Annotated in this window: 16 protein-coding genes and 1 other annotated feature; of the genes, 15 read left to right on the top strand and 1 reads right to left on the bottom strand. The window is 36.6% G+C overall.

The window, feature by feature from the left end:
* Positions 1-126: 126 nt before the first annotated feature.
* The 10 genes from LQZ75_RS08110 (at position 127) to LQZ75_RS08065 (ending at position 10,444) form a co-directional block, all read left to right on the top strand.
* Positions 127-597 carry a hypothetical protein gene (locus LQZ75_RS08110; protein WP_230097327.1) on the top strand — a complete coding sequence of 157 codons (471 nt, stop codon included), beginning with the start codon at positions 127-129 and terminating at the stop codon, positions 595-597.
* A gap of 198 nt (positions 598-795) precedes the next feature.
* On the top strand, positions 796-1,803 hold the full coding sequence (locus tag LQZ75_RS08105; RefSeq protein WP_230097326.1) for a rod shape-determining protein: 1,008 nt from the start codon (positions 796-798) through the stop codon (positions 1,801-1,803).
* A gap of 95 nt (positions 1,804-1,898) precedes the next feature.
* Entirely contained in the window at positions 1,899-2,747 is an 849-nt protein-coding gene (gene mreC, locus LQZ75_RS08100; protein ID WP_230097325.1) for a rod shape-determining protein MreC, read from the top strand.
* A 9-nt stretch (positions 2,748-2,756) separates the two neighbouring features.
* On the top strand, positions 2,757-3,299 hold the full coding sequence (gene mreD, locus LQZ75_RS08095) for a rod shape-determining protein MreD (protein WP_230097324.1): 543 nt from the start codon (positions 2,757-2,759) through the stop codon (positions 3,297-3,299).
* Positions 3,296-3,530: a binding site (T-box leader), on the top strand. It overlaps the preceding gene by 4 nt.
* Before the next feature lie 48 nt (positions 3,531-3,578).
* Complete coding sequence (locus tag LQZ75_RS08090; RefSeq protein WP_230097323.1) at positions 3,579-4,220, top strand: amino acid ABC transporter permease; 642 nt, start codon at positions 3,579-3,581, stop codon at positions 4,218-4,220.
* An 11-nt stretch (positions 4,221-4,231) separates the two neighbouring features.
* Positions 4,232-4,867, top strand: coding sequence for an amino acid ABC transporter ATP-binding protein (locus LQZ75_RS08085; RefSeq protein ID WP_230097322.1), 636 nt, complete (start codon positions 4,232-4,234; stop codon positions 4,865-4,867).
* An 8-nt stretch (positions 4,868-4,875) separates the two neighbouring features.
* Positions 4,876-5,715 carry an amino acid ABC transporter substrate-binding protein gene (locus LQZ75_RS08080; RefSeq protein ID WP_230097321.1) on the top strand — a complete coding sequence of 280 codons (840 nt, stop codon included), beginning with the start codon at positions 4,876-4,878 and terminating at the stop codon, positions 5,713-5,715.
* 146 nt (positions 5,716-5,861) lie between these two features.
* Positions 5,862-7,070: a metallophosphoesterase family protein gene (locus tag LQZ75_RS08075; protein WP_230097320.1), complete on the top strand. Its 1,209-nt coding sequence runs from the start codon at positions 5,862-5,864 to the stop codon at positions 7,068-7,070.
* The gene (locus tag LQZ75_RS08070) at positions 7,060-9,453 is read left to right on the top strand and encodes an ATP-binding protein (protein WP_230097319.1); all 2,394 of its coding nucleotides are present in this window, start codon (positions 7,060-7,062) and stop codon (positions 9,451-9,453) included. The genes LQZ75_RS08075 and LQZ75_RS08070 overlap by 11 nt, the downstream gene beginning before the upstream one ends.
* A gap of 37 nt (positions 9,454-9,490) precedes the next feature.
* Positions 9,491-10,444 carry a 3'-5' exoribonuclease YhaM family protein gene (locus LQZ75_RS08065; protein WP_230097318.1) on the top strand — a complete coding sequence of 318 codons (954 nt, stop codon included), beginning with the start codon at positions 9,491-9,493 and terminating at the stop codon, positions 10,442-10,444.
* A 38-nt stretch (positions 10,445-10,482) separates the two neighbouring features.
* Here LQZ75_RS08065 and LQZ75_RS08060 read toward each other — a convergent pair whose 3' ends face one another.
* Entirely contained in the window at positions 10,483-10,809 is a 327-nt protein-coding gene (locus LQZ75_RS08060) for a hypothetical protein (RefSeq protein ID WP_230097317.1), read from the bottom strand.
* 210 nt (positions 10,810-11,019) lie between these two features.
* Here LQZ75_RS08060 and pepA point away from each other — a divergent pair, with 210 nt between their 5' ends.
* The 5 genes from pepA to LQZ75_RS08035 all read left to right on the top strand — a co-directional run bounded on the left by pepA (position 11,020) and on the right by LQZ75_RS08035 (position 15,484).
* Entirely contained in the window at positions 11,020-12,096 is a 1,077-nt protein-coding gene (gene pepA / locus LQZ75_RS08055) for a glutamyl aminopeptidase (protein WP_230097316.1), read from the top strand.
* 43 nt (positions 12,097-12,139) lie between these two features.
* Positions 12,140-12,478: a thioredoxin family protein gene (locus LQZ75_RS08050; RefSeq protein WP_290368224.1), complete on the top strand. Its 339-nt coding sequence runs from the start codon at positions 12,140-12,142 to the stop codon at positions 12,476-12,478.
* 125 nt (positions 12,479-12,603) lie between these two features.
* Complete coding sequence (ytpR, locus tag LQZ75_RS08045; protein ID WP_230097314.1) at positions 12,604-13,242, top strand: YtpR family tRNA-binding protein; 639 nt, start codon at positions 12,604-12,606, stop codon at positions 13,240-13,242.
* A gap of 148 nt (positions 13,243-13,390) precedes the next feature.
* Positions 13,391-14,698: a UDP-N-acetylmuramate--L-alanine ligase gene (gene murC / locus LQZ75_RS08040; RefSeq protein WP_230097313.1), complete on the top strand. Its 1,308-nt coding sequence runs from the start codon at positions 13,391-13,393 to the stop codon at positions 14,696-14,698.
* Positions 14,699-14,764: 66 nt separating this feature from the next.
* A complete protein-coding gene (locus LQZ75_RS08035) occupies positions 14,765-15,484 on the top strand; it encodes a Bax inhibitor-1/YccA family protein (RefSeq protein WP_230097312.1) in 720 nt (239 codons plus the stop codon).
* Positions 15,485-15,946 lie beyond the last annotated feature (462 nt).

Below are 15,946 nucleotides of genomic sequence, written 5' to 3'. Positions count from 1 at the left end.
GATTTTACGTAACAAAAGACTTTTATTTGTTATTTTAGAAATATATGTTTCTTTTGTGTTACAAGAATGTTACTATTGTTATATAGAAAAAAGCAATTATAAATTTAGCGCTTGGAGGTTAAGCAAATGAAATCATTAAAAAAGGTATTTGTAATTTTAGTCGGATTAGTAGTCGCAATACTATTCATTGGGGGCAGTGTTCAAAATACTATCGCTTCATCTGTTAGCCACAGTACTAGCGCTAAAATTGTTAAAACACCTGCAACCCCACAAATTATTACCCAAAAGATTCAAGGTTCATGGTACTTCTTTGATAACAAAGGCCAACAACACAAAGTTGTCATTACTGGTAATACTTTCCAACTTGATAACAAGACCGCTACTGTTAACAAAGATGGGTTCATCTACTATGCTGCCGATGGCATTTACCAATTAGGCTACAACTACTCAGATAATGGATATGCCTTTAAAACTAAAGTCCAAAAAGTAAACGGTAAAGCAGTTAACACATTACAAATGATTAGTGCTAACTTTGCTGGGACCAATGTACTTACACAAGGAACTGCCCATCACTTTGGTGCCCAAGCATTCTTTTAAAAAATAACTTAACAATGATAATGGAGACCTAGTGAAAATGAGTAGCTAAGGTCTTTTTATTTAACCTTAATTTAACGCAAGTTTGTTAACCTTCTTAAGGTAAATCCAATAAATAATTATATGTAGTTTAATGCTAACTGTTTTAGGATATGGTATAATACAAAAAGTTATCAAACAGGAACGAAAGGAAGTAGCAACGTGTTATCATTTGGACAACGAAACATTGGAATTGATCTGGGGACAGCAAATACCCTTGTTTATATTGAAGGTAAAGGGATTGTGTTACGCGAACCATCAGTCGTAGCACGCAATACTCAAACAAACGAGGTTGTTGCCGTCGGTGAGGCTGCCCGTGAAATGATTGGTCGTACACCAGGTAGCATTCGGGCAATTCGCCCAATGCGGGATGGAGTCATTGCAGATTACGATACAACAGTTGCAATGTTAAAATACTATTTAGAAAAAGCACTTGGTGGCCACGGTCAAAAACCATTTGTTACCATTGGGGTACCATCAGGGGTAACCACTGTTGAAAAACGAGCAGTTATTGACGCTGCTCGTGTAGCCGGTGCTCGCGATGCGTATGTAATTGAAGAACCATTTGCAGCAGCAGTTGGTGCCGGGTTGCCAGTTATGGAACCAACCGGTTCAATGGTTGTTGATTTAGGTGGTGGAACTACCGATGTAGCGACAATTTCACTTGGAGGAATTGTTTCAAGTCGTTCAATTCGGAAAGCCGGTAATGCGCTTGATGAAGCAATCATTAACTACATTCGTAAAGAATACAATATTACAATTGGTGAACAGACTGCCGAACGTTTAAAAATTGAAATTGGTTCTGCCGATGTTGAAGCTGCTAAAAACCTTGACGGAGCACAAGCACGTGGTCGTGACTTAGTTTCAGGTTTACCAAAGACAATTACAGTTACAGCAGAAGATGTTGCTATCGCAATTAAGGATGTTGTGGCGGAAATTATTGTTGCTATTCGTGAAACACTCGAAGAAACATCACCTGAAATTGCAGCCGATGTAATTGACCATGGGATTGTTCTTACTGGTGGTGGTGCAATGTTGAAGCATTTAGATGATGTTATCTCAGAATCAACTAAAGTTCCGGTATTTATCTCACCAGAACCATTGGATGCAGTCGCAATTGGAACCGGTGAAGCTTTGAAGTCAATCGACGCATTACGCAAGACAAAATAACGACTAAGTAAATGGCGTGCGTGGGAAACCTGTACGCCATTTCGCTTTATAAAATTCTTTAAATTTGAATTAATCTAAGCTGCGAAGGGAGGAAGATGATGAAGTTTTTTTCAACACGACGACTTGTATTTGTCATAATTGGCTTTGTTGTCACTGTAGCACTATTAACTGGTTCGGTCCTTGTACGTAATCGACGTGATACCCCACCAGTTATCCAACAATTTGGTAATGATGTAGCGGGGGTTGTTGCCCGGGTTGTCAACTGGCCAGTCGCCGTCACTCACGGGGGGTATGATTCCGTTGCTCAACTTTTAGATACATATCAAGAAAATACTCAGTTACGGGCAAAAGTTGATGCATTGGCTCAAGAAAAAGTCCGTGCTCAGTTACTTGAAAAGCAAAATAAAGCGTTAAAAGATCAATTAGACTTGAGTGAAACATTAACGGATTACTCATTAATTAATGCGACCGTAATTAGTCGGGCACCTTCCGCATGGTTAAGTCAGTTAGTTATTAATGCGGGACGGAATGCTGGTATCAAGAAAAATATGCCAGTCGTTTCTGGTAAAGGTTTGATTGGCCGTATTAGTGAAGTTGATCGCACAACATCAAAAGTGGAACTGTTATCTGATGATAGTGGTGCTGCTAACCGGTTTGCAATTCAAATTACTAACAAAAAAGGCGATGCTATGTATGGAATTGTGACAGGCTATAATCGTAATGAAAATCGCTTAATCGTTGGTCAAATAACGGCAGATATTAAATTGCATAAAGGTGACCAAGTATTAACAAGTGGTTTGGGGGGCATCACTCCTAAGGGATTATATGTTGGTGAAGTTGATTCTATTCGTAATGATGCCAGTGGATTATCAAAATCAATTTACATTAAGCCAGCCACTGACTTTGGTAATATCAACTTTGTTTCTGTGGCAGTTGAAAAATAAGGAGTAATTATGTTTGGTTTTTTTAATGGTTACCACGCAAAATTAAAATGGATTTTTGCGATAATTACCTTCTTTTTACTTTTTTTTGATGGGGCATTATTTGCAAATATGGCGGGGATTTTAACTAAAGGTCAAAGCCATGTAATGCCAATGTTATTAGTAATCTGGTTTGTTTATGCAGTTTTATTTGAACTTGATTTGGATTTGCCAATATATATGTGGGCCATATTAGCAGGGCTAATTTATGATGTATTTTATTTTGGTGTTATTGGTGAATTTACGGTGGGACTACCAATTATGGTATGGGTAAGTAAACAATTACGGTATTATTTATCTGACTCAATCGTATCTTTATGTATGATAATTATTTTATCAATAACAGCATTACAAATTTTTACGTACGTTGCAGCTTTGATTGCAGGGTTAGATGTTGGTAATGCAGCTGATTATGTTGTCCATACATTTGCACCATCTTTAGCACTTAATGTGGTGGTGGCAATTATTTTATACTTGCCAATTCGACAATTATTCCGTAAACTGAAAGAAATTTAAAAACTTTGAACAGAAGAGTAGAGTTTAGTATTAGTGACAGCGAGTCTAGGGGGGTGTAAATAGACCTATACTAAAATCGAACCACATCTGGGAGTTGGTTAACTGAAATTGATAGTAAGTTAATTCGGGTGGTCGCGTTATTGACTTAGGTTTTATACAATAAAACCTATTAAGGATCCTTGTGTGAATAAGGATTGATTTTGAGGTGGAACCGTGCAAAGCACCCTCTTAACACAATTGTGTTAAGAGGGTGCTTTTTTATTTTCAGGAGGTTAGAAGATGCAGTATATCGAAACAATTTTACCATCCCTTTTAGCAGGGGTTTTGGTAACGTTGAAAGTTTTTGTACTCACAATTATTGGGGCATTACCGTTAGGGATTTTGGCTGGATTAGGTCTTAAATCGGAATTCAAAATTATTCGTTGGTTGTTGAATGGGTATGTTTGGTTAATGCGTGGGACACCATTACTTTTGCAATTAATTTTTGTTTTTTATGGCTTACCATTAATTAATATTACTTTTGATCGCTTAGATGCGGCATTATTTGCATTTATTTTAAATTACGCCGCTTATTTTGCCGAAATTTTTCGGGGTGGTTTTCAAGCGATTCCAATCGGCCAGTATGAGGCTGCCAAAGTATTACGCTTAACACCATGGCAGACCCAACGAAAAATTATTTTACCCCAAGTCATTAAAAATGTTATTCCACCAGTTGGAAATGAAGTAATTAATTTGATTAAAGACTCATCGTTAGTATATGTGATAGGAATTGGTGACTTATTACGGGCCGGTAATATTGATGCTGCACGTGATGTGACCTTAGTACCATATATCTTAGTCGGCGTAATTTACTTATTGCTAACAGCTGTCACCACAATTGGCTTACGACGTCTAGAAAAATATTATAACTATTATCGTTAAGGAGCAAAAGCATGATTGAATTAAAAAATATAAAAAAATCTTTTAATGGTCGCCCAATTTTAGATGATATTAATTTAACAATTAATGATGGTGAAATTCTTGCAATTGTTGGCCCTTCAGGAGCGGGGAAGACGACATTGTTACGTGCCTTAGCAGGCTTAGGTGATATTGATAGTGGTGAAATTCTCCTTGACGGCAAACCATTTGACCCGCGGAGTAGTGATTTAAAAAATAATGTCATTGGCGTTGTTTTTCAAGACTATAATTTATTTCCAAATTTAACGGTGTGGGAAAATGTTACATTAGCACCGAAGATGGTTTTGAAAATGACGAAAACGGCATTAGAAAATGAAATCAAGCCAATTTTAACCCATTTAAAATTAGCCGGCAAAGAAGGTTTGTATCCATTTGAACTATCTGGTGGGATGAAACAACGGGTTGCCATTGCTCGGGCCTTAGCAATGAAACCGAGCGTTTTAGCTTATGATGAACCAACTTCTGCCCTCGATCCATCGATGCGGACGGAAGTTTCGAATCTACTGCTAGATTTGAAAAAAGATGGTGTTACACAAATTGTGGTCACACACGATATTGAATTAGCCGACAAAATTGCCGATAAAATTTTTAGGGTTAACGCAATAAGTTAGGAGGTCCGATGGGAAAACGAATTATAACAAGTGTTATTGGTTTTGTAATCGCAATTGCGTGGCTTTTAATCATTGTGGGTCACGGTGTTACGGTTGGCCATAATTTCAACCATGCTGATAACTGGTCGCAATATGAGCAAAAGAAAACCATCACAGTGGGCCTTGATGATACTTTTGTACCAATGGGTTTTCGGGACAAAGAAGGGCACATTGTCGGGTATGATATTGACTTAGCCCGGGCTGTATTCAAGCAATATGGGATTAAGGTTAATTTTCAACCAATTGATTGGCTAATGAAAGAAACTGAGTTACGAAATGGGACGATTGATTTAATTTGGAATGGTTACTCATATACTCCAGAACGAGCAAAAGTCGTTGGCTTTTCAAAGCCATATTTTGCAAATGGACAAGTATTGGTTAGCTTACGCAATAATCATATTTTAACCGCTGCAGATATGAAAGGAAAGGTACTAGGGGTTCAGTCGTCATCAACTGGAGCAACCGACTTAGATGCCAATCCACAAGTATTAAAACAATACATTAGTAATCACCAGCCAATTTTATACGATACATTCATGAATTCAATGAATGATTTAAATGCTGGTCGGATTCAAGGTGTTTTGATTGATCGGGTTTACGCGGATTATTATGTAAGTCATTTGCCTAATCCAGGAAAATATCGAATTGTCGAAAGTGGCTTCCCTGTTGATCAATTTGCTGTTGGAATTCGGAAGTCTGATGTAACGTTACAACGTAAGGTTAATGCTGCGATTAGTAAAATGCGAGCGAATGGTGAATTAGCTAAGATAAATCAAAAATGGTTTGGCGAAGGAAATATTAAACAATAGTAACTGTATAAATTAGAAAAATTCGAGTGAAATTTTAATTTCACTCGAATTTTTGTGTATTTACAGAAAGTAGGTATTGTTAATTCAAAATTTGTTATAATTATAAAACGAACAAGTGTTTGATTTTTAAGATGAGGATTCACAAAATGAAATTTATTCATACAGCTGATGTGCATTTAGGACATCCGTTTACCGGATTAAATAACGTACCTAATAATTTAATGCAACAAGTTGAACAAGCTACGTTTACTAGTTTTATCCAGTTAATTGATTTTGCATTAACAGAAAACGTTGATTTTATTGTTGTTACCGGAGATTTATTTGACACGCAACATCAAAGTGTTCAAGTGCTTGATTTTTTAGTCACCCAATTTAAGCGCTTGGAAGCCCAACATATTATGGTTTACCTTAGTTTTGGAAATCATGATTTTAATCAAACGATTGCGGGATTTGACTTTGGTAGCAATGTGACATTATTTTCAGGTGATGTGACGATTAAACATCAAACGACGCAGCAAGGTGAAACGGTTAATATTGTTGGTTTTAGTTATCAAGAACAACATATTCAAGAACAAGTTATTGATCAATTCCCAATGAAAGGGACGGTTGATTTTCAAATTGGGATGTATCATGGAGCAGTTGACGGTCCTTATGCACCTTTTAGCATCGCAGAAATGCGGGCTAAACATTATGATTATTGGGCACTAGGACATATTCATAAACGGCAAGTTTTATCTGAGCAACCATTTATTATTTATCCCGGTAATTTACAGGGACAGAATATTAAGGAAGCCGGCATTAAAGGTTTTTATTTAGTCACTAGTCAAGGTGATACGTTAGTTCCGGAATTTATTCCAGGTGCTAATGTAATTTGGGAAACCCAAACCATGGAAATTCCAACCGTAGCAACACAAACTGATTTATTGAACTTATTGTTACCGAAATTAGAAACGATTGCAAAACAACAACCGACGTTGACCATGACACGAATTGAACTTGTTAGTGAGTTTGCATTACCACATCTATTAGAATTACGTTTACTTGATGGGGCGACCGTAACGCAATTAAATCAAGCATTACGCGCTAACGGGATAACTCAATTATGGATTAATGATTTGGTATTGCGGCAACCGGATGAGAATCAAGTTTTAGCAGGAATGGATCGCCAAGCTTGGTTAGCGGCTGCGGAAGTTGTATTTGCGCCCGAAAATATACATGTTACTGGTCTAAAAAATGTTCCTGAAGCCTTTGTTACGAGCCATTTTGATCAACCGGAAGTCCAAGCACAATTACAGCATCGTGCACAATTATTACTAGAATTATATTTAAGTGAGGATTTTATGGATGAAGATTGAAGTAATTAAAATATATGGTTTTGGAAAATGGGTTAATCAAACTTTTACATTACCAGAATCAATGATGGTTTTTTATGGTGAAAATGAAGCCGGAAAATCAACGTTAATGGCATTCATTAGTGGCATGTTATTTGGTTTTGCGAGTAAAAAAAGTAAATTTATTAATACATATGAACCCAAGGAACAAGCCGTGTATGGCGGCGAGATTCAATTTTTACACCAAGGGAAGAGCTATCGTTTGATTCGGCGCCATCGCACGAACACCGAGCTGGAATTAATTGATTTACAAACTAATGAAGCCTTTGCTAATCCACAACCGATTTTAGATGATATTTTAGGGCCGATTACTAGTGAAACATTTCAACAAATTTATGCAATCAATGCCGATGAATTAGCTGAAGTACGTAGTTTAACCCCGGCTGAACTTGAGCAACGGTTGCTTAAAATTGGAGCAGTCGGCGCTACGGAATGGCTAAGTGTAGCCAATCAATTTGAAAAAGAAGCCCAAGGTTTGTTTGCGGCAAATTCAAAAAATGGGAAGCGTCCATTAAATGGCTTGCTTAATGAATATCGCCGAACAGTGGATAATCAATTAGAAATTCAACGGCAATTACCAACTTATTTTGCTAGTTTGGAAAGTTTACAAAATCAACATGTAGCGATTGAAAAATTAAAAACTAAAATCACTGACCAACAAAATAGTTTATTGGAATTGAACGAATTAGCGCGCCTAGAACCATTGTATTTACAAATGCGTAAATTGGAACAAAAACAAGCGCAACAAGTTAAAAAAATTAATGAGGATACCAAGGTCCGCTTTGAACAGCTCCAATTTCAAAAAGCTAATTTAATTGAAGAACTTACGCGACTTGAACAAACAATGCAAGCCGATAATACGAATAATATTCAAAATAGTAATTTGAGTGAAGCAGTTACAAAGTTACAACCACGGTTAGGCATGTTACTCGAAATGGCGGCTAATTATCGCGCCATGGACCAGCAAATTAATCAATTGACGCGTCAATATCAACAGATGCGTGCGGAAGTTAGTAATTTTGCTGAAACAACACCGATGCAACGACAACATCCAATGAATTCTGCAAGTTCAAGTGATATACCTAAATGGAAACTGGGCCTTGGCGTGGCGGTAATCGCCATTGTGTTATTGATGCCGATTAATTTAGTGGTGAAGGTATTACTTGCATTAATAGTGGGTGGTGGTGTTTGGTTGACAGGGAACCGAAATGCGGATGCACACAAGGTTGACCAACCAGCAAAAGAAGCACCAACGGACCAACTTGCACAAACGCAATTGAATCAATTACAAGCTCAATTGCAAGCAAGTCAAGCCCAGTTAAGGCAATTAGAAGAAACGATTAATGCTGAGCAGTCCAATATTAATGGCTTTAAGTTAGCTAGTGTTACCAACACGATGGCGGCGAGCGATTTTAGTATGCAACTGCAACAGCTTAGTCAGGTCATTAATGAGCATGTGGCCGAACAACAAGCGCATGCACTTGGTAAGGCTGATCAAGTATATCAAGAACAATATTACAAACAACGCCACCAACAATTAGCAAATGTGCAACAAGAAATGCAAACGGTCTTAGCTAGTATTGGAGTTGCTGATGAAGCTGAATTTCATTTACAAATTGTTAAACAAAATGTTGATAAGCAACAAAATCAAGAATTAATAGCGATGCAAAAGCAATTCAATGACCAACAAATTACACGCTTGGCAAGTTTAACTAGTCCGGTTACGGATATGATTACAACTACTAAGATGCATTTAACCCAAAATAATGTCCAATTAGCAGCACTGGAACAACAATTACAAAGCTCGCAAATTCAACATCTTAAAGTTGTTAGTAATGGTACGATTAACGAGATTGAACAGCAAATTGCTAATCTCCAACGCGATGTTATTGCAGGGCTAGAAGATTTTATGATTAAACAATTGAGTGCTCAATGGATTAATGAAGCGCTTAAACAGTCATCACAACAACGGATGCCACAAATTTTAACACTGGCAACCAAATATTTTCAAATGCTTACGGGTGGAAACTTTATTGCAATTAAAATGAAAAGTAATATGATATCCTTAATAACAGCAACTGATGAACAGTTTAGTTTAGCTGAATTATCCAAAGGTACGAGTGAACAATTGTATGTTGCATTTCGAATTGCCTTTGCACAAGTATTAGCAGATATGATTGAATTTCCAATTATTATTGATGATGGTTTTGTAAATTTTGATGCACAACGTTTGGGCCGCATGCATGGATTGATGCATGAATTAAGTATTAATCAGCAAGTTATTTATTTTACGTCAAACCCAGTTGTATTGACTGATTTTACAACACCACAGATTGTTACTTTATAGACGAAAAATCTAAATAAGAAAACGGTGGAAGATTAACATGAGTGATAAATTGTTGCATGATTACAATCTTGGTGAACAGATGAATATTCCGGTGTTAATTAAAAATGTGGTTACTAGAACTGCGAAAACCGGTAAGCAGTATTTAGCTATTGATTTTGAAGATAAATCGGGTGAGATGGAAGGTATGTATTGGGGCGTGACACCTGAAGAAATTGAAATCTTTGTGATTGGAACGGTGGTACAATTACACGCAACTAAACAAATGTATCAGGGAACCCCCCAACTGAAGATTGCTAATATTAAGCTGGCTACTGGCAAAGTTGATTTGAAACCAAGTGATTTTATTACAAGTGCACCCGTACAACGCCAACGGATGGAAGAAGAAATTAATCAGGTCTTATTTAGTATTACCAACCCCGAATGGAATCGCATCGTGCGGCATCTTTTACGAAAGCATCATGATGCTTTTTATACGTTTCCGGCAGCTAAAAAAAATCATCATGCTTACACCGGTGGATTAGCATATCATACGTTGTCAATTGTGCACTTAGCGCAAAAAATTGGCCCCTTATACCCACAAATTAATCAAGGATTATTACTGGCCGGAGCGATATTACATGATATTGGTAAAACGCTTGAACTTTCAGGACCAGTCGGCACAACTTATACGGTTGCTGGAAATTTACTTGGGCACATTGCGATTTCTGATGCAGAAATTGTGTTGGCAGTGCAAGATTTACATTTAGACCCAAATGATGAAAATATCATTCTTTTACGGCATGTTATTTTGGCCCATCATGGTTTATTGGAATATGGTTCATCAATCAGGCCAGCAATTTTGGAAGCGGAAGTCTTACATCAATTAGATGAATTGGATGCTAGCATTGAAATGTTTACTCACGTTGCTGAACAAACAGAGCCTGGCAAATTTTCAGAGCGTGTATATGCATTAGATAAAAGGATGATTTATCATCCTAAAAGTTTAGATTAAAAAAACGTCTGGCAATGATAGCCGGACGTTTTTTATAATTATAAGATTTTTTCTTGCAGGATAACGGCTAGTGATTGGGCATCGATTTTTAAGCGATATTGTTCTAATTCACCATTTTTCCGTAAGGTAACACCACCATTATAAACGGTATATTTGGTGTTATTAGTGAAATATGTTTCAGTTTCATGATTAATCCATGTGCCTTCAATTTTGCCATAGCTAGTAAATTCATCATGAATTTTACTAATTAATGCGGCATGAGTTTTGGCGTTTGATTTTTCCTGGGCACTTTTACCACCAATTACAGCTGCTATCCCAAGACTTCCAATTACACCAGCGATGATACTCAAACCTTTTTTGTTCATGTTAAATTTCTCCTACTCGTCTCCCAATCTAACCTATAAAATAGCATAATCTCACTTAAAAATAAATTAAAAAAATACTTTGTAATCATTTCGTATTTTTTTAATTTTTTAGATGATGTAAAATAAGCCTAATAGCTAAAGTAAGTGTTGAGAGTCTTTGATGAAACTTCGCTAAATTAAAAGATTTGTTTGAAATGAGGATGGTAAGGAATGGACGAAAAAGATTTTTTGCGCGTTAAAAAATATACGGAAATTCAAGGGACTAGTGGTTTTGAACATCACGTTCGGGATATGTTTAAAGCAGATTTGGCTCCTTTGGTTGCTGAAGTTAAGCAAGATGGTTTAGGGGGTGTTTTTGGTATTAAACCTAACCAAGATACAACAGCACCTAAAATTATGTTTGCCGCACACATGGATGAAGTTGGTTTTATTGTGACTAACATCACGCCAATGGGGCTATTTAACGTTGCAGCGGTAGGTGGATGGAATCCATATGTGGTTTCATCACAACGTTTTACTTTATTTACACGTCATGAAAGTATGCCAGTTGTTTCCTCTTCAGTATCTCCACACTTATTACGTGGCAATAGTGGCGTTAATGGCACGCCAAAAGTTGATGATATTTTATTTGATGCTGGTTTTACTTCAGCTGAAGAAGCGCACGCATTTGGTGTTCGACCAGGTGACTTCATTGTTCCTCAAGTCGATACAGTGATGACGGCTAATAAGAAACGGGTGATTTCTAAAGCCTGGGATAATCGTTTTGGGATGGTGACGGTTTTAGATACTCTGGAGGCCCTTAAAGATGTTCAGACACCTAATACATTAATTATGGGAGCTGATGTACAAGAAGAAGTTGGGTTACGTGGTGCTCATGGAGCAGTTAACATGCTTAATCCTGATCTTTTCTTTGCTATTGATTCTTCGGCTGCCGATGACATTAATGGTAAAACAAATCATCAAGGTCATTTAGATGAAGGAACATTACTTCGGGTATTTGATCCAGGTGTCGTTATGCCATTACGTTTGAAGGAATTTGTGCTTGATATTTCAGAAACAAATAACATTCCATTCCAATATTTTGTTTCAAAAGGTGGTACGGATGCATCAGCAGCTCAATTACAAGCCCATGGTGTACCTTCAGTTGCTTTAGGGGTGGCATCACGCTATATTCACACGCACCAAACAATGTGGTCAATTCGTGATTTTGAAGCTGCTAAGGAGTTAGTGAAGCAATTGGCATTGAATCTTGATAAGAGCGCAGTTGATACAATTATTGGGCGTTAAGCTTGAATGCCGAGCTAGATGTGCTATAATTTAGTTACAAAAAATAAGTGAATGGAGAAATGAAATGAAAACATTACCACAAATGGATCAAAAAACATTATTAACTGATATTGCTGATAAAAAAGTTATCTTATTCTTTACGGCTGATTGGTGCCCTGATTGTCGTTTTATCAAGCCGGCAATGCCTACAATTGAAGAAAAATACAGTCAATTCGAATTTATTACGGTTGACCGTGATGAAAACATTGATTTGTGTGCTGAACTTGATGTTTACGGAATTCCAAGCTTCATTGCTTTTGAAAATGGCCAAGAATTAGGTCGTTTTGTTAACAAGGATCGTAAAACTCAAGCTGAAGTTGAAAACTTCATTGATAGTTTATAAAAAAACATGGTGGAAGGACGTTTTTTAGTTGAAAAGCGTACCACTTACCACTAAACTAAAAGTTGGACGCAAAAGTTGGCGTGCCAACTTTTTTTATTCAAATACTTAAATAGGCAGGAAACGAGATGTTAATTGCAAGTTACAACCCCCAACACGTTGGTGATACGTTAATGTTGTTGCTCCAACCAGATGTTGCAACGCAAGGAAGCGAAAAGAAAGGTCAAATCGTACGTCTTTACGACGAAACAACGCAAGCAACGATTGGCTTTAATTTCTTTGAAATCAGTAATTTACTTGATTTACCAGCTGAAGGTGGTCAAGTATTTTTAACTGATATGCAAATTGATAAGTTAAACGAAGCATTAGTAGCGGTTGGCTTTGAAGCAGAATTAGTTAACGATGAAGCTCCTAAATTTGTGATTGGCTATGTTGAAAGTGTTACTCCACACCCAGATTCAGATCATTTACAAATTACAAAGACAAAAGTTGGTGAAAATGAATACGAACAAATCGTATCAGGTTCACCTAACATGCAAGCGGATATTTATGTTGTCGTTGCACGAGTTGGTGCAATGATGCCAAGTGGCTTAATTATCTGGCCAGGTGAGCTACGGGGTGTAGCTTCAAATGGGATGATTGTTTCTGGTCGAGAACTTCAATTACCTAACGCGCCACAAGTTCCAGGGGCTTTGATTTTACCAACTGATTTCCAAGCCGTTGGTGAAGCATTTGACTTTAATAAAGCACAAGGTCTATTTAGTTAATCTTGATAGTGCATTCAACATAGATTGTGCTATGATTTAGAGAGTAATCGAACCGGTTACTCTTTTTTTGTTGCCAGTAGTTACTTGTAATTCAATGGCAATGAATTCAATATTTAATTAATACAGGGTAGAAGGAGTTATTGTCACAATGGCAAACAAATATTATTTTATTGGTATTAAGGGGTCAGGAATGGCTTCACTTGCTTTGATCTTACATGATCAAGGATATGAAGTTGCAGGTTCAGATATTACTGAATACACTTTTACTCAAACACCATTAGAAGAAGCTGGCATTCCAATGTATCCGTTTGATGCAGCTAACTTAGCGACAGGTTGGACAATTATTCGTGGAAATTCATTTGAAGATGATCAAGTTGAAGTGGCTAAAGCAATTGAAATGGGCTTAGACATCAAAACATATCCGGAAATGGTTGAACAATTAGTTAATGAAACCACATCAATTGGGGTGGCAGGCGCGCATGGAAAAACAAGTACAACGGGATTGTTAGCACATGTTTTATCCGGAGTTGCTACAACTAATTTCTTAATTGGGGATGGTACAGGTAAAGGTATGCCCAATGCCCGTTTCTTTGCTTTTGAAATGGATGAGTACCGTCGCCACTTTATGGACTATACGCCTGATTATGCAATCATGACTAACATTGATTTTGATCACCCAGATTACTACACTGGCATTGATGATGTTCGTTCTGCCTTCCAAGACTTAGCTAATCAAGTTAAAAAAGGAATTTTTGCGTGGGGGGATGATCCACAATTACGTCAATTAAAGACGGATATTCCAGTTTATTATTATGGATTAAATACCACTGATGATTTCCAAGCACAAAATATTGTTCGAGATCAATCAGGAGCTACTTTTGATGTGTACTATCATGATGAAAATCTAGGTCAGTTCAAGACTAATCAATTTGGACAACATGGTATTTTAAATACGTTAGCAGTAATTGCCGTGGCCTACTTTGAAAAACTCGATCTTGATTTGGTTAAAAAGGAATTATTATCATTTTCTGGGGTTAAACGCCGTTTCCAAGTAACGCCTTTATCTAATGGGGTTATGATTGATGATTATGCACACCATCCATCTGAAATTAAGGCCACTATTGATGCAGCACGTCAAAAATATCCAACACAAGAAATTGTAGCGATTTTCCAACCACATACTTTTTCACGAACACAAGCGTACTTTGATGATTATGTAAAGATTCTTGATACAGCAGATAAAGTATTCTTAACTGAAATTTTTACATCTGCTCGTGAAACAAGTGGTGATATTAAATCGGCTGATATTGGGGCAAAATTAACAAACTTTGGTGGTATTCTTCGTGAAGATACCATGGAACAACTCTTAGCATTTGATAATGCTGTCTATGTGTTCATGGGTGCTGGTGATTTACAAAAATACGAAATGATTTTCAAAAAGCTATTAAATAAATAGTGATTTGTTTATTTACGTTGTTTCAGGTATGATTATGTAAAGTAATGATATAAAGGAGAACGTTAAATGAATAATGATAATATGGGTTATGTTAATGATAACCGTACTCAAAGTGGTGATGTTGCAGGTTTGGCTGGGTTCTTCCGTCGGATGTACCGTTACATGGCCTTGGCTTTATTGGTTTCAGGGGTAACAGCCTATGTAACAGCGACTATGTTTCCTCAAGTAATGCAAGCTTTAGCCTCTAATCGTTTTATGTTTTATGGGTTAATGATTTTTGAATTAGTATTAGTAGTTTTAGTTAATACAAAAGCAATGCGAAATGCGGTGATGGCGTTGCCATTACTCGTGCTATATGCCGTTGTAAATGGATTGACGATGTCCTTTATCTTTGCGGTTTATGCGGGTGCTTCTATTTTAGGAGCATTTGCCGGTGCTGCAGCGATTTTTGTAGGGATGTCAGCCTATGGATATGTTACTAAACGTAATATGGCTGGTTTAGGTACCCACTTATTTGGATTATTGATTGGCTTGTTAGTTGCGTCAGTTGTAAATATTTTCTTACACAACTCTGTAATCGCATTGGTTCTTTCATGGGCCTCAGTAATTATCTTTACGTTATTATCAGCGTATGATACTAATAAGATGAAGCAGTTATACATTGAATTTGGTAACCAATCAACGGAAATGGGCCTAGCTGTTAGTGGTGCATTGACGTTGTACTTAGACTTTATTAATATTTTCTTGAGTCTTTTACAAATTTTCGGCGGTTCAAACCGAGACTAATATAGTAAATAAAAACGTTGTATGAAAAAATTCATACAACGTTTTTTATTTACTAGTAAGCTTTTAATGGATAAATAGGTGATGTTAATAGTGTTATAGAAGGTGATAAATGCCCACTATAATAGCTATTTAAGGTAGATGCCGTATTTTATTTAATTTATTTCAAAAAAATGCTTGCAGATATTATGAATTCACGGTATTATATTTAAGTTGTCTTGTGACATTAATAAATGATGTTTAAACAAAACGACAACCACTTAAATAAATATTTCAAATTAATTTAAAAAGTTATTGACTTGTTAAATTAAAGAGAGTATTATTAATAAATGTTGTTACGACATATTAAGTTGTTAACAACAACGTAGATCTTTGAAAACTGAATAAAGTTTTGACAATCAAATGTGTAAGTACTTTGAAACTAGATTTCAGAGTTAAACAAATTTGCGAATGTCAATTTCGCTA

This window comes from Periweissella fabaria, from assembly GCF_918814575.1.
Taxonomy (GTDB): Bacteria; Bacillota; Bacilli; order Lactobacillales; family Lactobacillaceae; genus Periweissella; species Periweissella fabaria.
The sequence above is the reverse complement of the archived record's forward strand: the minus strand, read 5'-3'. Positions and strand labels throughout refer to the sequence as shown.

Excerpts from the sequence above, each read along its gene's own strand:
- LQZ75_RS08110 (WP_230097327.1), top strand. The coding sequence starts at position 127 with ATGAAATCATTAAAAAAGGTATTTGTAATTTTAGTCGGATTAGTAGTC.
- mreC (WP_230097325.1), top strand. The coding sequence starts at position 1,899 with ATGATGAAGTTTTTTTCAACACGACGACTTGTATTTGTCATAATTGGC.
- mreD (WP_230097324.1), top strand. The coding sequence starts at position 2,757 with ATGTTTGGTTTTTTTAATGGTTACCACGCAAAATTAAAATGGATTTTT.
- LQZ75_RS08090 (WP_230097323.1), top strand. The coding sequence starts at position 3,579 with ATGCAGTATATCGAAACAATTTTACCATCCCTTTTAGCAGGGGTTTTG.
- LQZ75_RS08085 (WP_230097322.1), top strand. The coding sequence starts at position 4,232 with ATGATTGAATTAAAAAATATAAAAAAATCTTTTAATGGTCGCCCAATT.
- LQZ75_RS08080 (WP_230097321.1), top strand. The coding sequence starts at position 4,876 with ATGGGAAAACGAATTATAACAAGTGTTATTGGTTTTGTAATCGCAATT.
- LQZ75_RS08075 (WP_230097320.1), top strand. The coding sequence starts at position 5,862 with ATGAAATTTATTCATACAGCTGATGTGCATTTAGGACATCCGTTTACC.
- LQZ75_RS08070 (WP_230097319.1), top strand. The coding sequence starts at position 7,060 with ATGAAGATTGAAGTAATTAAAATATATGGTTTTGGAAAATGGGTTAAT.
- LQZ75_RS08065 (WP_230097318.1), top strand. The coding sequence starts at position 9,491 with ATGAGTGATAAATTGTTGCATGATTACAATCTTGGTGAACAGATGAAT.
- LQZ75_RS08060 (WP_230097317.1), bottom strand. The coding sequence starts at position 10,809 with ATGAACAAAAAAGGTTTGAGTATCATCGCTGGTGTAATTGGAAGTCTT.
- pepA (WP_230097316.1), top strand. The coding sequence starts at position 11,020 with ATGGACGAAAAAGATTTTTTGCGCGTTAAAAAATATACGGAAATTCAA.
- ytpR (WP_230097314.1), top strand. The coding sequence starts at position 12,604 with ATGTTAATTGCAAGTTACAACCCCCAACACGTTGGTGATACGTTAATG.
- murC (WP_230097313.1), top strand. The coding sequence starts at position 13,391 with ATGGCAAACAAATATTATTTTATTGGTATTAAGGGGTCAGGAATGGCT.
- LQZ75_RS08035 (WP_230097312.1), top strand. The coding sequence starts at position 14,765 with ATGAATAATGATAATATGGGTTATGTTAATGATAACCGTACTCAAAGT.